The sequence below is a fragment of the Pseudomonas sp. FeN3W genome, from assembly GCA_030263805.2.
In the GTDB taxonomy this organism is placed as follows: domain Bacteria; phylum Pseudomonadota; class Gammaproteobacteria; order Pseudomonadales; family Pseudomonadaceae; genus Stutzerimonas; species Stutzerimonas stutzeri_G.
On sequence record CP136010.1, the window covers coordinates 2125540 to 2150570 of the forward strand.

General features: G+C 57.6%; 20 protein-coding genes and 2 pseudogenes. 13 read left to right on the plus strand and 9 right to left on the minus strand.

Annotation, left to right across the window (positions count from 1 at the left end):
• Position 1 precedes the first annotated feature (1 nt).
• The 4 genes and pseudogenes from P5704_010215 (at position 2) to P5704_010230 (ending at position 3759) form a co-directional block, all read left to right on the plus strand.
• Positions 2–679 (plus strand): aminomethyltransferase family protein, encoded by a 678-nt coding sequence (locus P5704_010215; protein ID WOF80817.1) that lies wholly within the window; start codon positions 2–4, stop codon positions 677–679.
• A gap of 144 nt (positions 680–823) precedes the next feature.
• Positions 824–1693, plus strand: a complete 870-nt coding sequence (locus P5704_010220) for an IclR family transcriptional regulator (protein WOF80818.1) — start codon at positions 824–826, stop codon at positions 1691–1693.
• A 38-nt stretch (positions 1694–1731) separates the two neighbouring features.
• A pseudogene (locus tag P5704_010225) lies at positions 1732–1851 on the plus strand (LysR family transcriptional regulator).
• A gap of 117 nt (positions 1852–1968) precedes the next feature.
• On the plus strand, positions 1969–3759 hold the full coding sequence (locus tag P5704_010230; GenBank protein WOF81201.1) for a TonB-dependent receptor: 1791 nt from the start codon (positions 1969–1971) through the stop codon (positions 3757–3759).
• Between the two features lie 45 nt (positions 3760–3804).
• On the opposite strand, the gene P5704_010235 is transcribed toward P5704_010230, so the two are convergent.
• Positions 3805–4071 (minus strand): hypothetical protein, encoded by a 267-nt coding sequence (locus P5704_010235; protein ID WOF80819.1) that lies wholly within the window; start codon positions 4069–4071, stop codon positions 3805–3807.
• A 218-nt stretch (positions 4072–4289) separates the two neighbouring features.
• On the opposite strand from P5704_010235, the gene P5704_010240 reads away from it, so the two are divergent.
• Positions 4290–5660 carry an IS1182 family transposase gene (locus P5704_010240; GenBank protein WOF81202.1) on the plus strand — a complete coding sequence of 457 codons (1371 nt, stop codon included), beginning with the start codon at positions 4290–4292 and terminating at the stop codon, positions 5658–5660.
• A 324-nt stretch (positions 5661–5984) separates the two neighbouring features.
• Here P5704_010240 and P5704_010245 read toward each other — a convergent pair whose 3' ends face one another.
• Positions 5985–6878: a site-specific integrase gene (locus P5704_010245; GenBank protein WOF80820.1), complete on the minus strand. Its 894-nt coding sequence runs from the start codon at positions 6876–6878 to the stop codon at positions 5985–5987.
• A 570-nt stretch (positions 6879–7448) separates the two neighbouring features.
• On the opposite strand from P5704_010245, the gene P5704_010250 reads away from it, so the two are divergent.
• Positions 7449–7883 carry a hypothetical protein gene (locus P5704_010250; protein WOF80821.1) on the plus strand — a complete coding sequence of 145 codons (435 nt, stop codon included), beginning with the start codon at positions 7449–7451 and terminating at the stop codon, positions 7881–7883.
• 325 nt (positions 7884–8208) lie between these two features.
• Here P5704_010250 and P5704_010255 read toward each other — a convergent pair whose 3' ends face one another.
• The 7 genes from P5704_010255 to P5704_010285 all read right to left on the minus strand — a co-directional run bounded on the left by P5704_010255 (position 8209) and on the right by P5704_010285 (position 16275).
• Positions 8209–10428 (minus strand): DEAD/DEAH box helicase, encoded by a 2220-nt coding sequence (locus P5704_010255; protein ID WOF80822.1) that lies wholly within the window; start codon positions 10426–10428, stop codon positions 8209–8211.
• Complete coding sequence (locus tag P5704_010260; protein WOF80823.1) at positions 10403–11698, minus strand: ATP-binding protein; 1296 nt, start codon at positions 11696–11698, stop codon at positions 10403–10405. The genes P5704_010255 and P5704_010260 overlap by 26 nt, the downstream gene beginning before the upstream one ends.
• A complete protein-coding gene (locus P5704_010265) occupies positions 11695–14178 on the minus strand; it encodes a TerB N-terminal domain-containing protein (protein ID WOF80824.1) in 2484 nt (827 codons plus the stop codon). The genes P5704_010260 and P5704_010265 overlap by 4 nt, the downstream gene beginning before the upstream one ends.
• A gap of 208 nt (positions 14179–14386) precedes the next feature.
• On the minus strand, positions 14387–15040 hold the full coding sequence (locus P5704_010270) for a 3'-5' exonuclease (GenBank protein WOF80825.1): 654 nt from the start codon (positions 15038–15040) through the stop codon (positions 14387–14389).
• A gap of 94 nt (positions 15041–15134) precedes the next feature.
• On the minus strand, positions 15135–15506 hold the full coding sequence (locus P5704_010275; protein WOF80826.1) for a hypothetical protein: 372 nt from the start codon (positions 15504–15506) through the stop codon (positions 15135–15137).
• A gap of 50 nt (positions 15507–15556) precedes the next feature.
• Complete coding sequence (locus P5704_010280; GenBank protein WOF80827.1) at positions 15557–15871, minus strand: hypothetical protein; 315 nt, start codon at positions 15869–15871, stop codon at positions 15557–15559.
• Positions 15871–16275 carry a hypothetical protein gene (locus P5704_010285; GenBank protein ID WOF80828.1) on the minus strand — a complete coding sequence of 135 codons (405 nt, stop codon included), beginning with the start codon at positions 16273–16275 and terminating at the stop codon, positions 15871–15873. The genes P5704_010280 and P5704_010285 overlap by 1 nt, the downstream gene beginning before the upstream one ends.
• A gap of 920 nt (positions 16276–17195) precedes the next feature.
• Here P5704_010285 and P5704_010290 point away from each other — a divergent pair.
• The 7 genes and pseudogenes from P5704_010290 to mobH all read left to right on the plus strand — a co-directional run bounded on the left by P5704_010290 (position 17196) and on the right by mobH (position 25005).
• Positions 17196–17447, plus strand: a complete 252-nt coding sequence (locus tag P5704_010290) for a hypothetical protein (protein ID WOF80829.1) — start codon at positions 17196–17198, stop codon at positions 17445–17447.
• Between the two features lie 576 nt (positions 17448–18023).
• Complete coding sequence (locus P5704_010295; protein ID WOF80830.1) at positions 18024–19523, plus strand: aldehyde dehydrogenase family protein; 1500 nt, start codon at positions 18024–18026, stop codon at positions 19521–19523.
• Between the two features lie 63 nt (positions 19524–19586).
• Positions 19587–20711 carry an alkene reductase gene (locus P5704_010300; GenBank protein ID WOF80831.1) on the plus strand — a complete coding sequence of 375 codons (1125 nt, stop codon included), beginning with the start codon at positions 19587–19589 and terminating at the stop codon, positions 20709–20711.
• Positions 20712–20777: 66 nt separating this feature from the next.
• The gene (locus P5704_010305; protein ID WOF80832.1) at positions 20778–21761 is read left to right on the plus strand and encodes an LLM class oxidoreductase; all 984 of its coding nucleotides are present in this window, start codon (positions 20778–20780) and stop codon (positions 21759–21761) included.
• 138 nt (positions 21762–21899) lie between these two features.
• Positions 21900–22205 (plus strand): helix-turn-helix transcriptional regulator, encoded by a 306-nt coding sequence (locus P5704_010310; protein ID WOF80833.1) that lies wholly within the window; start codon positions 21900–21902, stop codon positions 22203–22205.
• 270 nt (positions 22206–22475) lie between these two features.
• Positions 22476–22967, plus strand: a pseudogene (locus P5704_010315) (IS66 family transposase).
• A gap of 178 nt (positions 22968–23145) precedes the next feature.
• Positions 23146–25005 carry a MobH family relaxase gene (gene mobH / locus P5704_010320; protein WOF80834.1) on the plus strand — a complete coding sequence of 620 codons (1860 nt, stop codon included), beginning with the start codon at positions 23146–23148 and terminating at the stop codon, positions 25003–25005.
• Positions 25006–25031 lie beyond the last annotated feature (26 nt).

The following is a 25031-nucleotide window of genomic DNA, read 5'->3' on the forward strand; positions in this document are numbered from 1 at the left end:
CATGCAGGCACTCGATCCCCAGCATTTCACGGAACGCAGTCCGCTCTACCGCAAGCATGCCGGCGCCTGTTTCGGCCAGCTCGGCGACAGCGCGATCGTTACCAGCTACGGCGGCGACGAAACCGCCCAGGCCGAGCGCTGCGGCCTGCTCGACCTCACCAACCTGGCACGGGTGGGCTTTCGCGGGGCAGAAGCCGCCGCCTGGCTGGAGCGTTGCGGCTTCAGCCTGCCGTCCGCACCCAACCGGGTCGTCACCCAGGCCGACGGCAGCCACGTAGCGCGGCTGTCGCAGACCGAGTACCTGCTGCTCGGCAGCCTGACGGACGCCGGCAAGCGCGTCGCGCGTGCGGAAGCCGACTGGACCTTCGGCACCAGCGCCGTTTACCTGCTGCCGCGCCAGGACAGCCATGCCTGGCTGCTGCTGACTGGAGCGCACGTCGCCGAGGTGATGGCCAAGCTCTGCGGCGTCGACCTGCGCGCCGAAGCCTTTGCACGCGGTGCGGTGGCGCAAACCTCGGCGGCGCGGATCAACGTGATGGTGCTCAACACCGGCAGCTGCGCTCTGCCCGGCTTCCATATCCTCTGCGACCGCGCCTCGGCGAGCTATCTCTGGGACGCGCTGCTCGACGCCATGGCCGAGTTCGGTGGCAAGCCGGTAGGCATGGACGCTCTGGCATGAAGCAGCTGTCGCCGGGCGGCCATGGTCAAGCTCGTTCGCCCGGCGACCGTACCCAGCGGCAGCAAGCGCCGTATTGATCATCCAAGCCAACCGGCCCGAGGAACCCATCTGCCGCCCATCTCACAGCCATCACACGGAGGTCCCATGACAGCCGCAAACGCCGAGTTACCGGAAAACGACTATTGGGTGCCTGCGCTGCAACGCGGCCTGCGCATCCTCGAAATGTTCGATGGCGTGCAGCGCACCCTCGGCTCCAACGAAATCGCCGCCCGCCTCGGCGTCAGCGTTTCAGCGATCTACCGGATCCTTTTCACGCTTTCGGAGATGGGCTACCTGCGCAAGATCGACCGCAACACCTACGAACTGGGCACCCAGGTGATCAGCAACGGCTTCAGCTATCTCGCCAGTCGCGATATCGTCGATGTCGCCATGCCGCTGCTGAACACCCTGCGTGACAAGACCTCCCTGTCCTGCCACCTGGCCATCCGCGAGCAGACCGAATCGCTGTACCTTTACCGCGCCTTCGCCGCCCAGCGCCTGTCGGTGAACATCCCCATCGGCACGCGCATCCCCTGCCACTGCACGGCGATGGGCCGCATCCTGCTCAGCGAACTGCCCGCCGAGACCCTGGATCAGCTCTACCAGCGCGTGCGCCTGGACGACTACCCACCACCCGCGCCCAAATCCCTGCCGGAACTGGCACAGTTGCTTGGCGAAGACCGCGAACGCGGCTGGGTCCTGCATCGGTCGGACTACTCCACCGCCATTGCCTCCGCGGTGCGCGACCATACCGGCAGCATCGTCGCGGCGATCAACCTCTCGGGTCCCGAGGCAGTCCTGGACAACGAAGCGGTGCGATCACAGTGCTTGCAGTTGCTTCTGCATACCGCAGGCGAGATTTCCGCGCAGCTTGGCAGTGGTTATGGTGACGGCCTTGCGGGTCAGAACGCCAGGAGCGTCAGCGAAACGAGGCCATGCGCGCCGAAGTCGACTTTCCCCTGGAGGCGAGACTGATTCGGCCTTTGAACAAACCTTGTGCTGGATGTCGGCAAATGGATTTGAAGCAGCTGGAATTCCTGGTGGCGCTCGACGAAACGCGGCATTTCAGCCAGACGGCGGCGCGCTGCCACGTTAGCCAGCCGACCCTGTCGATGCGCCTGCGCAGCCTGGACCGCTACGCCACTCTGAACACCACCGATCCCGCCGAACCGCACGACGCACACGCTGCGCTGCTGGCCGAGGAATGCGCGCTGGCCATCAGCTACAACGGTCTGAACCATGCCGTGATGATGGTGACGCCGCAGGATCTGGAAGAGTTCGTCGTCGGCTTCAGCCTCGCTGGCGGGCTGATCGAGCGACTCGATGACCTGCGTGACCTGCGCCTGCTCGGCGACGGCAGCGCCCGCCGCGCGGAGGTGCAGGTCAGCCCGCGGGCGTTCTGGACACTCAAGCAGCAGCGTCGCCAGCTCGCCGGCACCAGCGGCTGCGGGCTCAACTTCATCAGCCGGCCAATTCCGGATAAGTGGGAAACCACCCTGCAGGAGCGTGTCACCTTCGCGCCCGGCGGGCGCCAGCTGTACGACAGCTACCTGGGCACCGGTGGGCGCCTGACCGACAACTTCGGCCTGCAGCTGGACGTCAACACCATCAGTGGCGAGTACGGTCGCGAGCATTCTGAGACCGATGTGCAGAACTACCGCCTGCGCGGCCAGTGGGATATCGATGACAGCCGCAGCCTGAGTTTCGGCGTGCAGCGCTACATCGCCGACATGGACCTGGCCGGCGCCCTCAGCGTGGCCGACTACAAGGACGACCCGCGGCAGTCGACCCGCAAGCTCGATCGTTTCGAAGGCGACAGCGACCGCGTCTGGGGCACCTATACTCAATACCTCGGCGCCATGGGCCCGTTCGACGACGTGGAATTCAGCTGGACCAACTTCGCCCAGCACAGCTATCGCAACTTTGTTGTCGGGCTGCCCTTCGCGCCGGATGCCACGCCGACCACCCTGCAGGATGCTCCCCGCGACTTCCGTGTCTGGGGCAGCGAGCCGCGCCTGAGCCTCGGCATCGACGGTGATGGCGTCAGCCAGACCTGGCTGCTTGGCGCCCGCCTGGTCAAGGAAAACGTCGACTTCGATGTCGACCGTCTGAACCTGAATACCGGCGCCACAAGCGTGGTGCGCGACTGGGTATTCGATACCAAGGGCCAGGCCGCCTATGTGAGCAACGAAATCAAGCTGCTCGACGACCGCCTGACCCTCACCCCCGGCGTGCGCTATGAGCACGCCAAGATGGAGTACGCCGACGGCGTCAGCGGCATCGAGCGCAAGACCGTGGCCGAAGAGTGGCTGCCCGGTCTGAGCATCGGCTACCAGGCCAGCGACGACTGGTTCGTCTACGCCAACGCGCAGCGCTCGCTGCGGGTGCCTCAGGTGTTCCAGATCGTCAGGGATGGCGTGGTGCAGGCGGAAATCTCGCGCAACTACGAGACCGGCGTGCGCTTCACCCCACAGGACAACCTGCGCATCGACTTCGGCCTGTACCGCATCGACTTCGACGACCAGATCGTGTTCGCCAACAGCCGCTTCCAGAATCTCGGCAGCACCCGCCACCAGGGGATCGAGACCGAGGTGTTCTGGACGCCGGCCGCGCTGCCAACCCTCGACCTGCACGCCGGCTACGCCTACCTCGATGCCGAGCTGCGCACCGGCGACTTCAAGGGCAACGAGGTGCCGTACAGCTCCAAGCACCAGTTCACCGTCGATGGTCGTTACCGCTTCGCCGAGTTCTGGACCTACAGCCTGGATGGCCTCTACGTCAGCAGCGCCTATACCGACGACGCCAACAGCGCCGAGGAGAATGCCAGCGCCTCAGTAGGCGAGCTGCCCGCCTACTGGATCTGGAACACCGCCATCGAGCGCGAGTTCAAGCTGCAGGACGACAGCGTGCTGACCGCCTCGGCCGGCATCAGCAACCTGTTCGACCGCCAGTACTACTTCCGCGGCATCGACACCAGTCCCGAGGGACGCCAGCCAGCACCGGGCCGTACCCTGACACTGGGGGTGAACTACCGCTTCTGATCGCCTAGTCGTCCTGCCTCATCCCCTGGCGTCACGCCAGGGGCCTCATTTCACGCGCCCGGCTGCAACGTCGGTACCGTATTCGAAGCCATCAGCCTCACTGCGAACGCCACCAGCACGCCACCCTGTCAGCCGATCCAGCGCCCTAGTCAGTCCACGCCGGCGCAGCAGTCTGCCGAGCGGAATGGTTGCGGCGATCAGGATGGCGAACCCGCCCAGGGTCAGTAATACGTGAAGGCCTGAGAGGAACGAGTACGCCGCCACATCCGCACCGGGCGGAACGAACTGGGGCACAAAGGTGACGTAGAACACACGGCCTCGGGGTATTCAGACGGACAGCTGTCGCGCGCCGATACCCTGGCGATCTGCCAACCAACGCCGATTCGAGAGCCACTTCGGGCTCAAGCGAAACAGGGACAGATTTATTTATTGGGCTGACTGTCCGCTTGTGGCCGATTCTGTTGAAAAAGTAGCGACCTCCCCATGCCGTTGGCAAAATTGCTTTGTCAGCGGGCGTGGAGGCGAACAGCATGATGGGACAGTTACCGGGAGGACAGCAGCGCCTGTTCTACTCGTTCAATCTCGAAGATCACGTCCCGGCCCAACATCTCCTGCGCAGCATCGACCAGTGCCTGGATCTCAGTGATCTGCGCGCCTATCTGGCGGATTTCTATAGTCCCATCGGGCGTCCCTCGATTGACCCGGAATTGATGGTGCGCATGCTGGTCGTCGGCTACTGCTATGGCATTCGTTCCGAGCGGCGATTGTGCGAAGAGGTGCACCTGAACCTGGCCTATCGCTGGTTCTGCCGGCTGGGTCTGGAAGACGAAGTACCTAATCACTCGACCTTCTCGAAGAATCGCCATGGCCGTTTCCGTGACAGCGATCTGTTCCGCTGGTTGTTCAATGAAGTGCTGCGGCGCTGCATGGCAGCCGGCCTAGTCAAGGGCGAAGGTTTCGCCGTCGACGCCAGCATCATCAAGGCGGATGCCAGCCGGCAACGTGGGGTGGTGGGAGATGAAGTCGATTGGAGCGATCCAAAGCTCAGCAGCCGCGCCGTGCGCGAGTACCTCGAAGCACTTGATGAAGATGCGTTGGCTGAGGCTCTTCCCAAGAAGATTTCGCTCACCGATCCTCAGTCCCGTTGGACAGCAGCACCAGGCGGCCCGGCCTTCTTTGCCTACTCCACAAATTACCTGATCGACACTGAGCACGGTGTGATCATGGATGTGGAAGCGACCCCGGCGCACCGTACCACCGAAGTCGACTCGACCAGGACGATGGTCGAGCGTGTCGAAGCGCAGTTCGACCTCACACCGGAACGCCTCATCGGCGACACCGCCTATGGCACTGCCCCGATGCTGGCCTGGATGGTCGAAGAGAAGGACATCGAGCCGCATGTGCCGGTGTGGGACAAGACTGAGCGCAAGGACGACAGTCTCTCCAGTAACGACTTCCACTGGAATCAGGAAGCCAATGAATATCGCTGCCCAACCGGCAAACCGCTACGCAGTGAATGGCGCGCCTTCACCCAGAAAAGATCGCGGGTAACCAAGGCCAACACCATCATCTACCGCTCCAGCCAAACCGACTGCGTCACCTGTCCGTTGAAAGCGAAATGCTGCCCCAACACACCGAATCGGAAGATCGTTCGCAGCATCCATGAGGCTGCCCGCGATGTGGCTCGACGCATCGCCAAGACACCGGAATACCTCGTCTCACGTTGCGAACGGAAGAAGGTGGAGATGCTTTTCGCCCATCTTAAACGGATCATGAAACTCGACCGTTTACGACTGCGTGGCCTGACAGGCGCCACTGACGAATTCACCATGGCTGCGATGGTGCAGAACCTGCGCCGCATGGCCAAGCTTTTGCCTCAAGGGCCACCGCTCACGGGATAGGTACGCCTGTGGCGAGCAGAAACCCTCGAATTAACCCTCAAACCTGAGCAAGGACGCTCAGTGAAACGCCGAAAGGTAACTTGAAGTGGCTTGCAGCCACTTCGACAGCAGGTACATCCGACCGCCTTGCTGCCGCTAAACCTACTTTTTCAACAGAATCGGCCGCAAGCTGCCGGTGAGCGACACCCATGTGTCCAAGATTACGTAACAGATACCTGAGCGTTGACGACGTAAAGGTGGAAACCGCTATCAAAACCAGAGCTAGATACAAACGCTCTATAGCCTAAGGAATTCATGATTGTCCGCTGAAATGACCACATCACCTCAGCCGTCAGCGACCTCAGTCCTACGATCCAAGTCTCGCTGATCATTAAGAGCCACGGCGTCCGCACGCATTCGAGCAGGCACTGTATCTCTCACCTTTGAAAAGTCAGCATCGCTTGCAGGCTTAACCTTAACCGCTTCTGCACGTCCAAATCTTTTATCGCCATAGCGGCTAATCGAATCGGTAGCCTGGTGCCCCATGACGTATGCCATTTCTATTGCGGACATGCCTGAGGCTTTCAGATTTGAGCCGAACTGGTGACGAAGTGTGTACATACTCGGCACCTTCCTCCTACCGAATAGCTCAGTAGCGACTTGGTGAAGCGCAACGCGTATTGAATCCATACTGCGCGGCTGACATTTAAAAGCAGCGAGAGCGTTTCTCAAGATATTGCAGACGTCTCCATCAGCCTCAAGCGTTCGGCTAGCGCCGCGTAAACCGTTGTGGCTAAGCTTTGCACCGGATATATGGATGCGCCGGCCATCGATAGAAATTCCGTTAAGCTCGCATGGTCGCGCTCCGGTAAGAGATATCACCATTAAAGCTCCCGCTTCGACAGGCATATCTCGTTCAGCCAGACACCGTAGCCACGCTTCGAAATCAGCGGTAGAAAGCTTCTGCGGACGTCGCTGCTTTTTCTTTCGCGGCAGATTTAACACAGTGACCGGATTGAGCGTACGATTGATTTCTTGGGCAGCCCAGAAATTTCCTCGATGCTTTTGATCAAACGCCAAAGCGTTACGTAGGCGCCGATAATAATCCGGGCGGTAATCAGGGGCCGCCCGTAGTAAAGCACCAATAATATTGAGCTCATCAAGCTCAACGCCCTGCATCCGAGTCGCATAAAAATTACTGGCCAAACTAATATAGGCGCTTTGAGTCTCTGCATTCATATTATTCTTCTAATTATTATTTGCGTGACACATGCCACACAATCAATTATTGCAAATACGAAAACAAAAAAACAACAACCAGAGCATTATTTTTTATATAACCCCAAAAGCCAAACATTGCAAAGGTGCAAAAATTCTATCCTTTCTATATCGCATTCCGGACTTTGGTTCGTTGGCCAAGGACGAACCATGTTACCTGACCCCACAAGACGACCCGCCGGGAGCAGCACATAGACCGGCTGAACAGCGCTGGGTATGAGCAGGTGCTTCCACTCTTTCAGCCGATTCACATTTTAAAATGCGAGAACCAAGTAGAGTAATTTTAAATTGCGCTCACAGCCTGGGTCGGCGACGGACTGGCGCAATCGCTTACCGAGACACCACTGCCCACGACATACTGCTTATGCCACTTTTAAATTATGGGTTTTGGATCGGACACTCATTAGATAGCCAGCCGAACGGCCTCCGAGGCGTTAACCATAAGCTGTATAAAAATACAGTATAGCCTATTGCCTTTTTAAAGCGGAGCAACTTAGAATAATGAACAGAACAACAACCTGAGGAAAAAACATGTCTATCCTAATTCTTAACCGCGAGCGCGACGAAGTCGGCGGTCAATACCTAGTAGCAAGCATTCACGGTGTGGAACACTGCGTATCACTTGATGATGACTATCCGGAGCAAATCCCAGATTCAGATGATATAGTCCACCGCATTAATGCAGATGACTTCAATGAGCTTTCAGAGAAGGTACGCTCCTACGTGCGCAAGCACAGCATCGCCCCCATTCACTCACTCGATGACGTTAGGCTGCTTGCGATGCAGCTCGGCGATATGAAAGCAAAGACCTACGAAATCGACGAAGAAGGTCTTGGCCTCACGCTCCGCGACTGTAACATAGATAAAGGTGTACGCACCCTAGTTCGTAAATTTAATAGCACATATCAGGCATATCGCTGGCTGACCGAGCAACTGGATATTTTGGATTTCAATGCGCCACGGTAAGCGTGCAAGCGCTAATGTCCCGCCATTGCATTCCTAATCAAAAGCCGCATGCAACCGAGGCGCGCTATAGATAAAGACGTTTATTGACTAAATTGGCTTCAATGCGACTCGGTTAGACGTTGGCTTTATTGTAGATCGCCTGATTAACTTGAAGGCTGCTCACTTCAAATCTTTACTGTCTCGGTAGCCTTTCATTTACTAATGCCCGACAACCGACGCACGCTTAAAGATTGCACCAACAAAAGCGCATGGATTATGGTTCATCTACAGCAGATGAACCAAAGTCGGCTTTCAACAAAGCAGGCACCACACAAATAAGCTAGATTCAGGCCGTCTCCGCAGGCTGGCTCACTAGAGCCAATGCCAAGGCCTTTGCTCCACCCAAGTCCAAATGCATCGTGGCGTAAGACTGCATGAGTAATGCTGGCGGAAGCACCCAATCCCATTTTTCTTGAGCCATGTTCTGTACGTCCGCCAGAACAGCGGATTCATCAATACCGTCCCACTCGGCGATCTCACGCAGCTTGCTTTCAAGCGACGTCCGATCTCCCTCAACCTCGATGACAAACCCGCTGTTCTCACTGGCTAGTCCGGTGTGCGTCAACAAGATGGCTAGGGCATCGTTTGTCCAATCGCCTCGCCAGCTGAAAAGGTAAGTCTTACCTCCGCTTTCGGTCATGCTCGAATGTGCCAGTCCAAGGTCCGAAAAAGCGCTACGTGCCTGAGCTAGTAGCTCTTGTGCCGTAGTATCAAGATAGGGGTAGACGTCCGCCTCCAACAAGACGCTCCTCATCTCTTGCCGAACCCGATCATGTACACGGGCTCCAAGCCCGTCAAAGGACGGGGGAGCACCACCGGGATCGGATCTCACGACAACGACCTTGGCCTCAGTGTCCACGCTCGTCACCCGCCAGCGGCGCCCAGCAAAGATGATTCGCTGATCGACGGTCAATGGCCTGGAGACGGGCAATGCGCCAAGTGGTTTCCCATCGCATACCAGGCGGAACTCTTCATTACTGACAAATGCACTGTAGAAGTCGTAGTGGTTGATCAGGCGTTCCCCCACTACGCCGGGCAGCAGGAGCCCCGATGTTTCCTGGGTTATCAAATCGCGCTCACCGAGGGCACGAAGCAAACTGAGGAAGCTGCCCTGCTCCACCCCAGTGAACGGACCACTGCGTATCAAGGTGCTCCACAGCTCTGCAGCTGTAGCTCCACCCCGCTGGGCTATCACCGAGAGGCACTGCTGTACCAGCGTCGATAAATGAAGACCATGAACACGAGGAGGCTCGAACCAGCCCTGCATCAACAACCGGATCATCGCGATGCTTTGCAGCAAACCCTGGCGAAGTCGATCCGACAGGGGCGAGCCATCGTCTAGCTGACGCTCCTTACAGTAACTTCGGAGAATGGCTGCCTCTCCCGGACGGCGTCCGGATCGCCCCAAGCGTTGACGCAAGCTAGCTACCGATGGCGGAGCCCCGATCTGCACTACCGTCTTGATGCTGCCGATATCGACCCCAAGCTCCAGCGTGGTAGTGCAGACTGCGGTGGCAGGCCGGTCACCGGCTTTCAGCGCTTTCTCGGTTTCCTCTCGAATGTCCTTCGCCAAACTGCCGTGATGCGGCCAGAACTCGTTCGGTACACCATTCTGCTCGCAACGGCGCCGCAGATTGTCAGCGAACCACTCAACCTGAGTTCGACTGTTGGGGAAGATCAGGTTATTGCTGCCGCGTAGGACCTGAAAGAGATGCTCTGCGATGGCATGGTCCGGAGAAAAAACATCGTCACCTTCAGGCTGTACCGGGAGCGCTTTCTTGGACTCCACATACCCTCTGATCTGAGCCTTAAGTATCTGGCCGCTACCCTTGGATTCGATCACCGACACATGATGAGGGGCATTGGGACGCAAGAAGGCAGCAGCCAGCGTCATGTCGCCCAACGTGGCGGAAAGACCAACCCTGGGCAGGGGGCGATCAATGATTGTTTCAACACGATGCATGAGTGACTGCAGCTGCTTGCCTCGCTCACTGCCGATAAAGGCATGGAGCTCATCCACCACCAGGTACCGCAGGTTGGCAAACAATCCCGCTAGGCTGGTTCCCTTGTTCACGAACAGAGCTTCGAGCGACTCCGGCGTGATCAACAGAATGCCTTCCGGGGACTTGAGGAAGCGATGTTTGCGGCTCGCTGAGATATCCCCATGCCAAGCAATGACAGGAAGCTCAAGCTCATCGCAAAGCCTCGCCAAACGATCCCACTGGTCATTGATGAGAGCCTTCAGCGGGCTGATGTAAAGCACCGCCCCAGGCTTTTCCGTGTCCTGCAGGAGATTGGTAAGGATGGGCAGAAACGCGGCTTCGGTTTTGCCTGCAGCTGTAGCCGCCGCGATGATGACATCCTGGTCGGCCCCCAAGAGCGCAGGGATAGCACGCTCCTGGGCATCGCGTAGGGAGGTCCAGCCCTCGGTCCATATCCAGCGCTGGATTCGCGGTTCAAGGAGTTCGAAGCCAACCGATTCAGAGCTGGAAGGTGGCAAGCTCATCGTCCGCATCCACTTGGATATCGGCCTCACCGCCTCGATCCGGTGCAATCTCCACGGCACCCAACAGGGTCCGCCAATCAGCGTCAGGATTCTGCTCCAACACCGCTAGCAGGCTGATGAATGCGGTAATGGTCGTCCGCGGGGTACGGAAGTAGGCCTCACCCATCCGCTGGTTGCAGTGGGCCATAAACAGCGGCAATGCTTCGTCGGGTAGCAAATAGCGCTCGTTCACGCCTGCCGCGTATACATGACGCAGTTTCTGCAGCAGCACGTAGAAATCCTCAGGTGTCAGACTAGTGAGGCGTATGACAGGGCCGGACAGATCTACCAGCCCGGACTTGGCGAAGTTATTTTCAGCCAGACGCGACTGCAGCGCCGGATAGCTGTAGAGGCCGCGGCGAGTATCCATGAGAAATTCGGGTGTACCGCCCAACACAAAACCAAGCCCCTCAGCAGAGCCCTGCAGGGAGTCATTGAGGATACGAAGAATCTGCTCGTAGTTAGCGTTACGAGCTTGGGTGTTGGAAAGTTTGTACAGGTTCACCAGCTCATCGAGACATACCATCAACCCGCTAAAGCCGGCCAACCGAACGAATCGCGCAAGCAGCTTGAGCTGATCGTAGACCGAAGCATCGTCGACGATGGTTCGCACCCCCAGTGCGGTGCGGGCATCTGTCTTGGTAGTGAACTCGCCACGCAACCAGCGGATAGCATCAGCCTTGAGCTGCTCGTTACCCTCTTCGAAGCCTTTGCAATAGGCCGCGATTACATCAGCAAAGTCATAGCCGTTGACCATCTCTGCCAGTTGGTCGAGATGCTCGCGAATCACGGCCTCACTGTCTTTGCCGGACGCTTTGGCTTCCGTTTTGGCCTGCGCCACGAATTTCTCGACTATTCCTTGCAGAGCGCCGCCATCAGGCTTAGTCCGGGTGGACATATTCTTGGCCAATTCGGCATACAGCGAGCGAGCCTGGCCACCAGTAGCATGGAGACGACGATCCGGGTTCAGATCGGCATGCATGGTGACGAGCTTGCGCTCCATCGCGATAGAGCGAACCAGGTTGAGGAAGAATGTCTTGCCTGCACCATACTCACCGATCACTACGCGGAACGCGGAACCGCTTTCCGCGAGGCGCTCCACATCACGGATGAGTGCTTCCAGCTCCCCGACACGCCCCACTTGAATCAGGTGCTGGCCTGCACGGGGGACGACGCCGGCGCGCAGGGACTGGATGACCGCATCGCGGTCCTTGGCTCTGATGCTGCTCATAGCGGTAGTTTGTCCATAATGTCAGGGTTAACTTCGAAGGGGTCTTCCCCTTCGGTGACTGGCATATCGAAATGCTCAAATGCCATGTCGTTGATCTGCTCCAATGCTCCGTCGAGCATGAGTTCCATATCGCTTGCTACGGCCCCCAACTCGTCACGAGACCACTCGGTACGGGATACGAGTACACGCAGGAAGGCTGAGTGATCGGCGTCTAAGCCACAAATGGAGGAAGTATCCTCAACAGTCTCTTCCACAACTACGTCATCTGGCTCAGCAGGCTTGTCGTCAACGAAAACCTGAGCCAGCAGCGCAGATACCTGTTCCGTTTCACGCTGCAGCTGAGCGATGCGCTCCTGGTCCAGAGCAAATCCGCCAACGGGCTTGGACGGACTTGCTCCGGGTATGGAAGGCGTTGTCTGCGATGAGCCAACGGAGCTGCCACTGGAGGCCACATGAAGGTCGCTGTACAGCGATTGCGGATCCAGCTGCAGGGTCTTGTAGACGCGCTCCAGCAACTTCACCTCTGCGGGACTAACCTCGCCGTCGACCTGCGCCAAGTGAGCGAGAAAAGCCGCCACAACCCTCTTCGCCGGCTCGGCCAGGGGCTCCAGTTTCTTCTTCAGGCTCTGCAGGGTTGGTGGCTGGTTAAGCTGCAGGCGCAGGTGGGCCTTCAGGCGCTTCCGATGAGCACCGCTCAGGTGACTCCAAGAGTCTATATGCTGGGATAGCAGCATAATTTCCTGCGGCGACGTGTCACCATCGGCCGCAGCCACAGCACAAGCAAGGTCCAACGTAACAGAGGCGGCGCTATAAGCCGGCGAAGACCGCAGATCACCATCGTCAGCCTGGGTCGCAAAGAGCGCCACATTGTCCTCAGACTTGGGTGTTCGGCTGCCTGTCAGCACATCCGGCTCGATACCGATGTGTAAAGACTCCAGCGCGCGGGCGAGCGTCAGAACCTTTTCTCGCGACAGGCTACCTGCACACTGCAGTCGTCCTGCCAGCTCACCGAAGCTCATGACCACCATGCCGTCGCCGATGCGTTGCTTTAGCTCGGCGAGCGCTGTTCGAGCTGTTGGCGGCCACAGGTTTACAGGCAACTGTAACAGCCCTTCTAGTGCATCAGGAGTGTCGGGGTTGCGGCCGAGATAACGACTGTAGGGCTCCAACTGCACCGTGCATTCGTCAACCAACTGCTGCAGCTTCTTCCGAGCTGCGCTAGTCGCCGTGACGTCAGGAATACCGGATAGGCCATCCAGTTCTTGGGGTGGTAGACCCGCAGAAGCGGTGTTGTATTGGAGTCTCAGACGGGTCTTGTTCTGAGGGAGCACCATACCGGCGCCATAACGTTCCTCGTAGCGCATGCAGAACAACTGGGCGAACGCTTCTTTACAACGGGTTACGGGTGTTCGCTTCCCGACGTTGTGATCAGACAGCACCCAGGCCAACGCCCAGTCAGCCGGCATTGGTTGCTTGTCAGCCGCCAACTGACCCAGGCCAATACGCAGCTCTACAGGCATTTCGTAGCCGTAAGGTAATGGTGCCGGCGGCGCCTTTTGATAGCGCCTGGCGAGTATTTGGCCTTGGCGGAGGAAGTCTACGAAGCGACTGGCGTAGTTATTGAAGGAGTTATTCTTGCCATAGATCGAGAGCAGCCGCTCTACCTCGGCAATTATGATAGGTATGTCGCCCGCCGCAGCCTGATCCGTCTTGGCGTCGACAAAAACCCTACGCTCAAGACCGTAGAAGAATAGGAACACGTAGCCGATGTTGGCATGCGGAGCCTTACGACCACTGGATAGCCATTGCAAATATGCGCGGCGGGCCTCAGGAGAGATGCTGTCGTAACTGGGCCAGTAAGAGGTGAGACGCTCAGATATATCGACGATGCCCCGTGCGACCTTCAGTTTCGGGTTGATCAGTGACGGTTCCGAAGGTCCATTGCGCCTGTTTTTATCTTCGCCGACGTAGATCAGACCAATTGGGATATTTTCGCCCGCCACTTCGATGCTTTCGCCAGCAGAAAGCCACCGCACGTTGGCACTATTCAGGTTCGCCGGCGCGCTCGGAATTCGGTGGGAAGACCGCTCAGTGGCCTCCAAAGTTACGGTAAAAAAGCCAGAGTCGTCTCGCTTTGCCGAAACCTGCCGGGGCGACGCCGAGACTTGCGCAGGAGCAGAGGGCTCATTTAGTGGCGAGACCTCATCCAATGAAAACGTCAGGCCGGTGCTTATGCCGAGGTCCGAGGAACTTGAACGAGTTCCCCCTTGAGGTGGCCGCATAGTTGTTGCCGAAGACATGACTGACGGTTTGCTGAAGGCCTTTATTACTAGCCACCCGCCTATGCCGACAATGAGTGCTCCGCCCAAGAAAACCCAAACACCCTTGGGAACGGAAGCTAGCCCCCCAATCACTAGGGCACACAGAACCATCGCTCCAGATACGCCAGACTTGCTGCTGCGCTTACGCTTCCCTGCCATCGCTTCGACTCCCTATACAAGCATGCTGGCCATTTAGCAGTATCGGCAATTCGGGTGCATCAGCCAATACCTCACGCCAAGCTACATGTTGAATCTCTTTATGATGTTATCCAAATGTGTTCCGTATGCACTGGTGAGATGGCGGCTCGATGCGAGCCGGGCGGCCACGGGGTAGAATTGATGAGCAGGCACAGCGCCGTCCGCCCTACTACGTCGGTTGCCTCGCGCTGAGCAGTAACTGCGCTAACCGTGCCAGATTACGCGCATCGTCGATGGCCCTGTGATGCTCACCCTCCCAGGAAAGGCCTATGTTTTCCACTGCACACTTCAGCCCTAGCGCACGGCAAGCGAAAATCTTCCAAAAGCACTTCTTTAGATTGATATGACGCGCCGGATCCAGCAATACATCTACCCCTGCTCTGAAAGCGTCCTCCTTCAGCTGGTTTCGGTCGTAATCGCCCCAAGAGCACCAGCGCCAGCCTTCTGTATTTCGCGGCCTCAGCCAGTCACCAAGCTGATCTTGTACCTCCGCGAAACGCTTTGCAGTATCGACGTCAGATTGAGATATGCCGGTCAGCCCCGTGCAAAACTCAGTTAGCGTGGGGCGAAGTAGCGGTCGGACAAACTGTCCGAAATGATCGACAATCCTGTACTCCAACTGAACATCCAACAGCGCGATGCCAATTTCGATCGTCTCCATCTCGTCGCGCTGGACCTTCAATACGTGAGCGTTCCGGGCCGCCTCGTTTAGGCCGGCAGGGTATTCATCGCAAGTCGCTTCCAGATCCACGCAAAGTAACCAGCGACTTTCTCCAAGTTGTTGACGAAGCGCATCAAGCTGCCCCCAACGCTTTACCTGCATGACACCCCGCCCTTCTTTTCCTCAGAGGATATAAACTTACGAGCATCAGCACGGACCGTGGGCTCAGTTTTATAGTAGAGACACGAGAAACGGATCACTGAATCGTTACCGGGGTTGCGTGTATGCCTTTTGCCCTCTGTGCCAACAGCCAATCCAGTGACAGGCGCCCGTCTTCTTTGAAAGTCACAATAACGTACAAGCTGCCCGTGGCGGTAAACAGCGCCCAAAAACCGCCTTGCTCATGAGCTTTCAGTACATCTGAGGTCCGAACCCGGTGACCGTCCTGGAACCTTCCATACACATCCGCCCGCACGTGACGATGAACCACGCCGATACAACAGCCTGCGATTAAATAAGCGTCCGTGAGATACGCCGTAACTTCCCTACCAAAACACATATCCATTGCTCGCGACAACGCGTCAGATACATCACGTGTTTGGTCGATACTTCGTTTAGTTGAACTCATCACGTCAGCACCCAAATTCGGATCAAAACTCGTTGCCCCCCCACTAACGGCTAGCTGTCCAACCAATAATCGTCTCGAGCAATACGCCCAAACTTGTAGTCTTCATGCTGCGGGGCGTCGCCAAACAAATGATGTATGCGTCGCTCCTGTCGCAGGTACGCCAAGGTCATGAAGAAGCAGGTTTCACACATCCGTACGCGATAACGCTCACCGTCATGTCGCGCGCCGTATCCCCAGTGCGCTTGCAGCACACCGAACTGTTCGCCGTACCCAGGCACTCGCATGGAGGTACCACAGACGTCGCAAGGCACATCGGGGTGTCGGTTGTCTGGTACGTCCATGCCCGCCAATATCTGACGACGCATCAAAAAATCTTCAACACAGTAGTGAACTCGGCGCTTTTGCGAGCCCCTGGGCCAGCAAGCACATATCGCGTATTGCGCGTTCTGAAAATGCACCCATCGGCAAACTCAATCAGTTGTGTTGTACGCACCCAGTCACCCTCTTGGAAACGGTTGGCACTGTCGTACAACACGCGGCCGGCATACACCATCGCGGGCTGTTGCCCGGCCGCCTGTAACGTTTCTCGTATCGCGTCAGGCACGATGAGATCGATCCAGATCCAGTCACGCACAACACAGAAAGGCACCTCGTCAAGCAACGCAGCCGCTGAACCACGCGCGCACGCCTCTGCTAACGACATCTCGATACCAGGCATTACCTCACCCGGGGCGTATAACAAATGAGATACTTTCTTTAAATCGTCCATACCATCTCTCTATCTGAGCCATAGATGTCTAGAGGCAGAATCTGGGCAAAACGTCCCTACCTTGACAAACCTACCAAGTATGAAAAGCTTGTTTCCCAATGAGCGTCAGTTCTGACTATTAATATATGGCCTGAGTCTAAAAGGCGAGCAGCGCAACCCCATCAACCTCCATTATTAAACTAAGTACCTTATTCATCGATGCAAGCCTATGGCATCGCCCCACTACGCTCAGTATTGGACAAAAAACAGCAACCTGAAACCAATGCAATAAAATAATCCAGCTCCAACCACTGCTCGTCAAGCACTTTTAGAAAAGAAAAAGCCAACCACTGACCATCGGTATTTGTAATACGTATATATTGACAAGGATTGCCAGAACTCACGCACCAGAAGAGCAAGAAAGATAATCCTTATCGGACTTACCCTAGGCGCGGCCAATGACTATTTGAGATCAAGACATATCTCCACGGACGATGCGAGGCTGATCCAACCGGCTCGGAGTCGTCTTTTCGAATTTTGAAATTTCGCACCGTTGGTAATCACCACAAGCGAGGCGCGTCTGTGACGCGGAAGGGTACCGCGACTCCTCGCGACTGCTTAAATTGCAAACGAAAGCGGATGACCTGAGTAATTTGTAGCGAGGGGCAGGTTCGAGAAAGTCTGCGTACGCTGAGATCTGCTCACTAACATCTAGCTGCCTATCTAGTGCACGCACGAAGCGCGTCACGCGTCGAGCTGTACGGCGGGGCCACAAAATGATGGAAATTATGGCTCAGCAATAATTATGGCTGAGCCATAATTCCATATAACCGCAGCGTCACGGAAAAACCGCAATTATTTACAGCCTGCAATTGACCATGACAGCTGCCCCTCCAACGAGGGGATAGACTAAGTAGGTTAGCTAACTCGGGGCTGTGGAGATGCTCGAGGATCGCGCCAATGAGCTGTTCATCAGCGCCGCTAGCATCTGGGAAATCGGCCAAAACGCGATGGGCAAAGCCAGCTTTCAGTTCGATACAGGAGTACTAAGAAGGTCTCTTCTGGACGGCGACTACAAGGAGCTGTCCATGACCAGCCGACACGCCATTACGGCTGCGGCCTCGCCTCTCCTTCACAGCGCCCATTTGATCGGATGCTCATCGGACAAGCCGCTTCGGAAGGCTTCATCCTAGTAACCAATAATCATGCTATAGCGAAGTATTCGGGGCCAATCAAGCACGTCGGTTGAATGCGCCAGCCTTCGATACCCTGTCGTAACGGGATGTCTAATGACCATACAAGCCGTCTGCCTGCCTGAAAAGTGTCCGGATGCTCGTGGAATGAGTGTCCGGGTCAGCGTGGAATCACTGTCCGGATGTGCGTGGAATGGGTGTCCGAGTCAGCGTGGAATCCGCAATCAAACGCTCCGGCTACGGGCGCGAGCTAATCGGCTTGGGCATCAAGGAATTCGTCAATCACAAGCTGATTAGCGTCATCGATATTGACGCGCCGTTCTAACTTCATCTGCACATCAACGCAAACATCAATACCTGATGCAGCCAGCCTCCATGATGAAAAGCTCAAGGGAGCTGGCTGCATAGGCAACCCTGGCGCGAAGCACGGCGCGTTCCCAGCTGATCCAGAAGTGAGCTGCAAGGGCGTGGAAATATGCACACGTGCCGGAACCAATAGCGTTATATTGACATATATGAATATTGCGAATAGCCTGGACTCGTAACCCGCGCTAGAAACCTCAGGAGGCACCCCCCATGAAAGATTCCAGCGATACCCATCCGAATCACCTTCCCGACAGCAGCTACGGCCTGTTTATTGACAACCAGTGGGTTTCGGACGAATACGGTGAAACCCTCGACATTATCAACCCCGCCAACGGAAAAATTCTCACCAACATCCCAAACGCCACAGCTGCCGACGTCGACCGCGCGGTGCAGGCCGCACAGCGCGCCTTCATGACCTGGCGTACCACCTCACCTGCGGAACGCGCCAATGCGTTGTTGAAGATCGCCGACCTGCTGGAAGCCGATGCCGATCGGTTCGCCGTTCTGGAAACCCTTGATGTAGGTAAACCCATTCGTGAAAGTCGCTCCGTCGACATCCCGCTGGCAATTGATCACTTCCGCTACTTCGCCGGCGTAATCCGCAGCCAATCGGATGAGGCGGTCATGCTGGATGAGCAAACACTCAGCATCGCTCTCAGTGAACCCCTCGGAGTTGTGGGCCAAGTGATTCCGTGGAACTTCCCGCTGCTTATGGCCGCCTGGAAGATCGCTCCGGCCATCGCAGCGGGTAACACCGTAGTCATCAAACCTTCCGAGCTGACCCCGGTAACCATCCTCGAACTGGCGAAGATCTTCGCTAAGGTACTTCCAGCCGGCGTGGTCAACATCGTCACAGGCTTAGGCACCACAGTTGGGCAGGCGTTACTGGATCATCCGGACCTGCGCAAGCTTGCCTTTACCGGCTCGACGCGTGTCGGCGAACTCGTCGCCAATGCGGCAGCGAAGAAAATCATTCCCGCCACCCTTGAACTGGGCGGCAAGTCGGCCAACATCGTTTTCCCCGATGCGAACTGGGACAAGGCCGTGGAAGGCGCAGTCCTCGCCATCCTGTGGAACCAAGGCCAAGTCTGCGAATCCGGCGCACGGCTGTTCGTTCACGAATCCATCTACGAACGATTCCTAGCTGAGCTCAAGCATAAGTTCGAAGCTGTGCGTGTGGGTGACCCACTGAACCCGGACACCATGATGGGTGCACAGGTCAGCAAGTCCCAGATGGAACGGATCCTCGGCTACGTCGATATCGCTAAACAGGAAGGCGCTGAGGTACTGATCGGCGGCGGTCGTCTCACAGGTGCCAATTACGATGCCGGCTTCTTCATCCAGCCAACGATTCTGGTCGGTGTTCGCAACGATATGCGCGTCGCCTACGAGGAAATTTTCGGCCCTGTTCTGTGCGTCATTCCTTTCAAGGATGAAGCGGAGGTCATCGCCATGGCCAACGACTCCGAGTACGGCCTAGCCGGTGCAGTCTGGACCCAAGACATCAACCGGGCGTTACGTGTGGCACGCGCGGTGGAAACCGGACGTATGTGGGTAAATACCTACCATGAGATCCCTGCCCATGCCCCCTTTGGTGGCTATAAGAAATCTGGCCTAGGACGGGAAACTCACAAGTCAATGCTGGAAGCCTACAGCCAGAAGAAGAACATCTACGTCAGCCTCAACGAAGCACCGCTCGGGCTCTTCTGACCTCCTTGAACCATGTTTTTTTGACTTATAAAATCGAATATTTTAGATATGCAGGTAAGCAAAATGACACACTCAGAACTTTTTAAAACCACTCAGCTGGGCCCATACACCCTCAAGAACCGTATCGTTCTGCCGCCACTGACGCGTTCACGCAGCTCCCAACCCGGCAATATTGCGAACGACCTAATGGCCACATATTACCGTCAGCGCAGCGGTGCTGGCTTCATGGTGACCGAGGGCACACAGATCGAACCCCGAGGACAGGGTTATGCCTGGACACCTGGCATTCATAGTCCGGAACAGATACAAGGCTGGCGTAAGGTCACCGACGCTGTTCACGCCGAAGGGGGGGTGATCTTTGCTCAACTTTGGCATGTGGGCCGCGTGTCGCACACGTCGCTGCAACCCGGTGGTGAAGCGCCCGTCGCGCCATCAGCCATCCGCGCGGACAACGTCAAGGTGTTCATCGAAACTGGCCCCGGCACGGGTACACTGGCCGACCCTTCGACCCCACGAGCCCTGTCCACCAAGGAGGTAAAGGAACTGGTTGAGCTCTACGCCCAAGCAGCCCGAAATGCTTTGGACGCAGGTTTTGACGGGGTGGAGCTTCACTGCGCGAATGGGTACCTGGTAAACCAGTTCATTTCGGCGCATACCAACCAGCGTGATGATGAATATGGCGGTTCGCTGCAGAACCGTCTTCGCTTCCTGCGCGAAATCACCCTCGCCGTTGCTGGTGTCGTCGGCAAGGAGCGCGTTGGCGTTCGCTTCGCCCCGCTGTTCGCGACCACAGACGAAGACCGCGTCTACCTTGGCCTGGTCGAAGAAGATCCTCACCAAACCTACATCGAGGCAGTGAAGATCCTCGAGGAAGTAGGCATTGCCTACCTGTCGCTCGCCGAAGCCGATTGGGAAAACGCACCCGAGCTGCCTGAGACGTTCCGGGAAGCTGTTCGTAAGACCTTCAGCGGCAAGATTATCTATGCCGGCAAGTACACCGCTGAACGAGGAAATCGCGTGATAAAAGCTGGCTGGGGCGACCTGATCGCTTTTGGCCGCCCCTTCATTGCGAACCCCGACCTGCCCGCTCGTATCGCCAACAACTGGCCGCTTAACCCAGTTGATCCAAGCAGCATGTACGGCGGTACCGATAAGGGCTACACCGACTACCCGACTTACAAATCCTAAACGCTCAGAGCCACGCCCCATAACTCAGGGGCGTGGCTTTGCGTTTGCTGACCGAGGAAGTTAAGCATGTACCAACCGAGCACGATCCCCTACCAAGAGCATAGGGGATTCAAACGAACCTTCAGGCAGGGTCATCTAAGCCTTGGGCTGTTCTTTCCCCTGGAGGCTTTCGAAGGTGATACACCGAGCATGTTAGATCAGGTCGCGCTGGCCAAACGTGCAGAGGCACTTGGTTTTTCGGCGATCTGGTTTCGCGACGTGCCGCTCAGGGACCCAAGCTTCGGCGATGTCGGCCAGGTTTTCGACCCTTGGGTGTATCTGGGCTACATGGCAGCCCATACAACAAAAATCGCACTAGGCACCGCCTCCATCGCCCTTACTTTGCGTAATCCCTTGCACACGGCAAAGGCCGCAGCGAGCATTGATCAGTTGAGCGGAGGTCGCTTGCTCCTGGGAGTAGCCTCTGGCGATCGTCCCGTGGAGTTTCCCGCATTCAGCGTTGATCCAGAACAGCGTGGCGAGACCTTTCAAGAAAACCTCAATGTGATACGCCAAGCCCATCGAACACACTTCGAGCCCATTCGCTGGAGTCACGGCGAGTTACTGGGGGCCGATCTCGTTCCCAAACCTACGACTCGGGAAATACCGCTATTCGTAACCGGACACAGCCGCCAGCCGCTCGATTGGATCGCGCGTGAAAGCCATGGATGGATCAACTATCCACGTCCGCCAAAAATGCAGCAACTCATCGTGGAAGATTGGCGACAGGAAACGGCTAAACAATGTGGCACTATCTACAAGCCGTTCTTGCAATCGCTGTATATCGACCTGGACGAACACCCATCCACGCCGCCCTCGCCTATCCATCTAGGATTCCGACTGGGACGTAACCACCTGCGGGCCTTGCTGGATACACTTCAGGAAATCGGTGTAGATCACGTCATCCTGAACCTCAAGTATGGTAAACGCCCCGCAGCAGAGGTTATCGAGGAACTTGGCAAACATATCGTCCCGCAATTCGGCGCACAGGTGCCCGATAGTCCTACCTGACAGGACAATAGGATTCCAGTCCAAACCAGCCCGTCATTGCGACGGGCTGGCGCGCAGAGATCATGGCGAAGCCTTCCAATTTGATGCGCGAATCAGGAAGATATCTAGATATCGAAAAAAACAGGTCTCAAAAAATTCATGATTATTGACGTCAACGAAGCCCTGAAAGCATTGGCGAACCCGACGCGCCTTGCCATCCTCAATTGGCTCAAGGATCCCAGGACAGTCTTTCCCGAGCAGGAAGTCGACCCAGAAACGGTAGGCGTGTGCGTCAGTATCATCCAAGAGCGCACGGGCCTCTCGCAGTCAACGACATCGCTTTATCTCGCAGCTCTACAGCGCGCGCAATTGGTGACATCGCAGCGGATCGGCCCCTGGACCTACTACAAACGCCACGATGAGAATATCGATGCCTTCTTCAAGGCGCTGCAAGAAAGAATCTAGGGCTGCACACCCTTGTATTTCTGACTGATTTCAGTCTTTGCCGATGTCAAAAACAGCAATGTGACCAAATAACGATCAGATCATCCGAAGCTTCGAGTGATCGAACAGCATTACCAGTGATGCGGTGCGCGGAAAAAACGCTCCTATAGCAAAACTGCCACTTGACAACGCTGAAACCAGGGGCTGTACACGCAAAAGACAGCACACTCCAGAGAGGGACGCGAAGCCCTTCAAGTGCTCTTCTACGGCCAACCTTCTTTAGGGGGCAGCCGCCACGGCGTCGACATCCCACGCCAGCCCCTGGCGCGTTGGGTGATCCAAAGTGGCGAGCAACTGCAACCGTTGCTCAACCTGATGCGCGACAAGCTGCTGGACTACCCCGTGTTGCACTGCGACGAAACGCGCTTGCAGGTGCTGCATGAACCGGGACGCGACCCCTCGGCACAATCCTGGATGTGGGTGCAAAGCGGTGGGCCGCCGGACAAGCCGGTGATCCTTTTCGACTACACAGCCAGCCGCGCGCAGGAGGTGCCGCTACGCCTGCTCGATGGCTACCGCGGCTACCTGATGACCGACGACTACGCCGGTTACAACGCCGTGGCTGCACGCGACGGCATCGAACGCCTGGGCTGCTGGGCGCATGCGCGACGCAAGTTCGTCGAAGCCCAAAAGGTGCAGCCCAAGGGCAAGACTGGGCGTGCCGACGTGGCGCTGAGCCTGATCAACAAGCTCTACGGCATCGAGCGTGACCTGAAGGACGCTGACCATTCCATTCCAGCGGGTTCCCCATTGACGCTGGAGCCGCATCCCATTTCCCGCTATACCGAAGCGGTTAAAGGCAAAAGGGCCGAAACGGCAAGGGAATGGGGGTGCAAGGGGAAAGGCCCTACCTCGAAAAGGCGAAAAGGCATCCCGGCCGCCCCCCCCAGAGGACACCCACATGCTCTCCCTGTTCCAGCGAAAACGGCCTCCGGTCACTGCACCATCACCAGCGCCCGCCACCGACCTCCCCAAAGGGCTGCTACGGCCCGAATCGGCCGCATCGCTGCTGGCGACACCGCGCCGACAGAAGCTGCTGGAACACATCTGGCAGCGCACGTCGCTGTCGCGCCGGCAGTTCGCCACGCTGTACCGCACGCCGCTGGAGCGCTACGCCGAGCTGGTCCAGCAATTCCCCGCTTCCGAGAGCCATCATCACGCTTACCCCGGCGGCATGCTGGATCACGGGTTGGAGATCGTCGCCTATGCGCTCAAGCTGCGGCAGTCCCATCTGTTGCCCATCGGCGCCAGCCCCGAAGACCAGGCGGCGCAGTCGGAAGCCTGGACCGCCGCCGTTGCTTACGCCGCGCTGCTGCACGACATCGGCAAGGTGGCCGTCGATCTGCTGGTCGAGCTGGCAGACGGCTCGCTGTGGCATCCCTGGCACGGCCCGCTGCACCAGTCGTACCGCTTCCGCTACCGCGAAGACCGCGAGTACCGGTTGCACAGCGCCGCAACAGGGCTGCTCTACCGCCAATTGCTCGATGGTCCGCTCCTAGACTGGCTCAGCGGCTATCCGTCTCTGTGGGCACCATTGCTCTACGTCTTGGCCGGGCAGTACGAGCACGCCGGCGTGCTGGGTGAACTGGTCGTGCAGGCTGATCGCGCTTCTGTGGCACAGGAACTGGGCGGCGATCCCGCGCGCGCCATGGCCGCGCCCAGGCACGCGCTGCAACGCAAGCTGCTGGACGGGCTGCGCTTGCTGCTCAAGGAACAGTTGAAGCTGAATCAGCCGGAAGCCTCCGATGGCTGGCTCACTGAGGATGGGCTGTGGCTGGTGAGCAAGACTGTCTCGGACAAGCTGCGCGCGCACCTGCTGTCTCAGGGGATCGACGGCATTCCTGCGAACAACACCGCCGTCTTCAACGTGCTGCAGGACCACGGCATGCTCCAGCCTACCTCAGACGGCAAGGCGGTCTGGCGCGCGACCGTGACCAGTGCGACCGGCTGGTCCTACTCGTTCACCCTGTTGCGCCTCGCGCCCGCGCTGATCTGGGAATCCGGCGAGCGGCCAGCGCTTTTCGCAGGCACGGTGGCGATCGACACGACGCCAGCGGAAATCAACGGCAGTGCACCAGGCACACCGCCCGCGGTCGTGGGGCAGCCAGCACCCGAAGGTCAGGAGACTCCCCCTTGGGAATGCCCTCGCAGCGATACCGCCTTGCCGACTGCGGCCCCGCCCGTGCCCGACGTCATGGAGGACATGCTGCCGATGGTTGGATTGGATGGCACGGCCGACATGGGGAAGAGTGAAGAGCCAGTGGAGAAAGTCCCTGCCCAGCCTGACGTTCCTGCCCCAACCACAGCCGCAGCGTCTCCCTTGCCACTTACCCCTGCGCCTGGACCTGCATCAACTCCAATAGTCGCGATACCATCCGGGGAGCATTTCATGACGTGGCTGCAACAGGGAGTCGCCGCGCGGCGACTCATCATCAACGACGCCAAGGCGCTCGTGCATACGGTGAGCGACACCGCCTACCTGGTCAGTCCCGGCGTGTTCCAGCGCTATGCGCAGGAACATCCCCAGGTGGATGCGCTAGCCAGGCAGGACAAGCAACAGGATTGGCAGTGGGTGCAAAAGCGCTTTGAGAAACTGCAGCTACACCGCAAGCACCCAAATGGCCTGAACATTTGGACCTGTGAAGTCACGGGCCCGAGGAAGTCCCGCCGACTGCATAGCTACCTCCTCGAAAATGGGTCCTTGGTATTCGCCGAAATACCGCCCAACAATCCCTATCTTGCTCTGACTCAGGAAGGATGACGCGACTCGGGCAGCGACCGTCACCA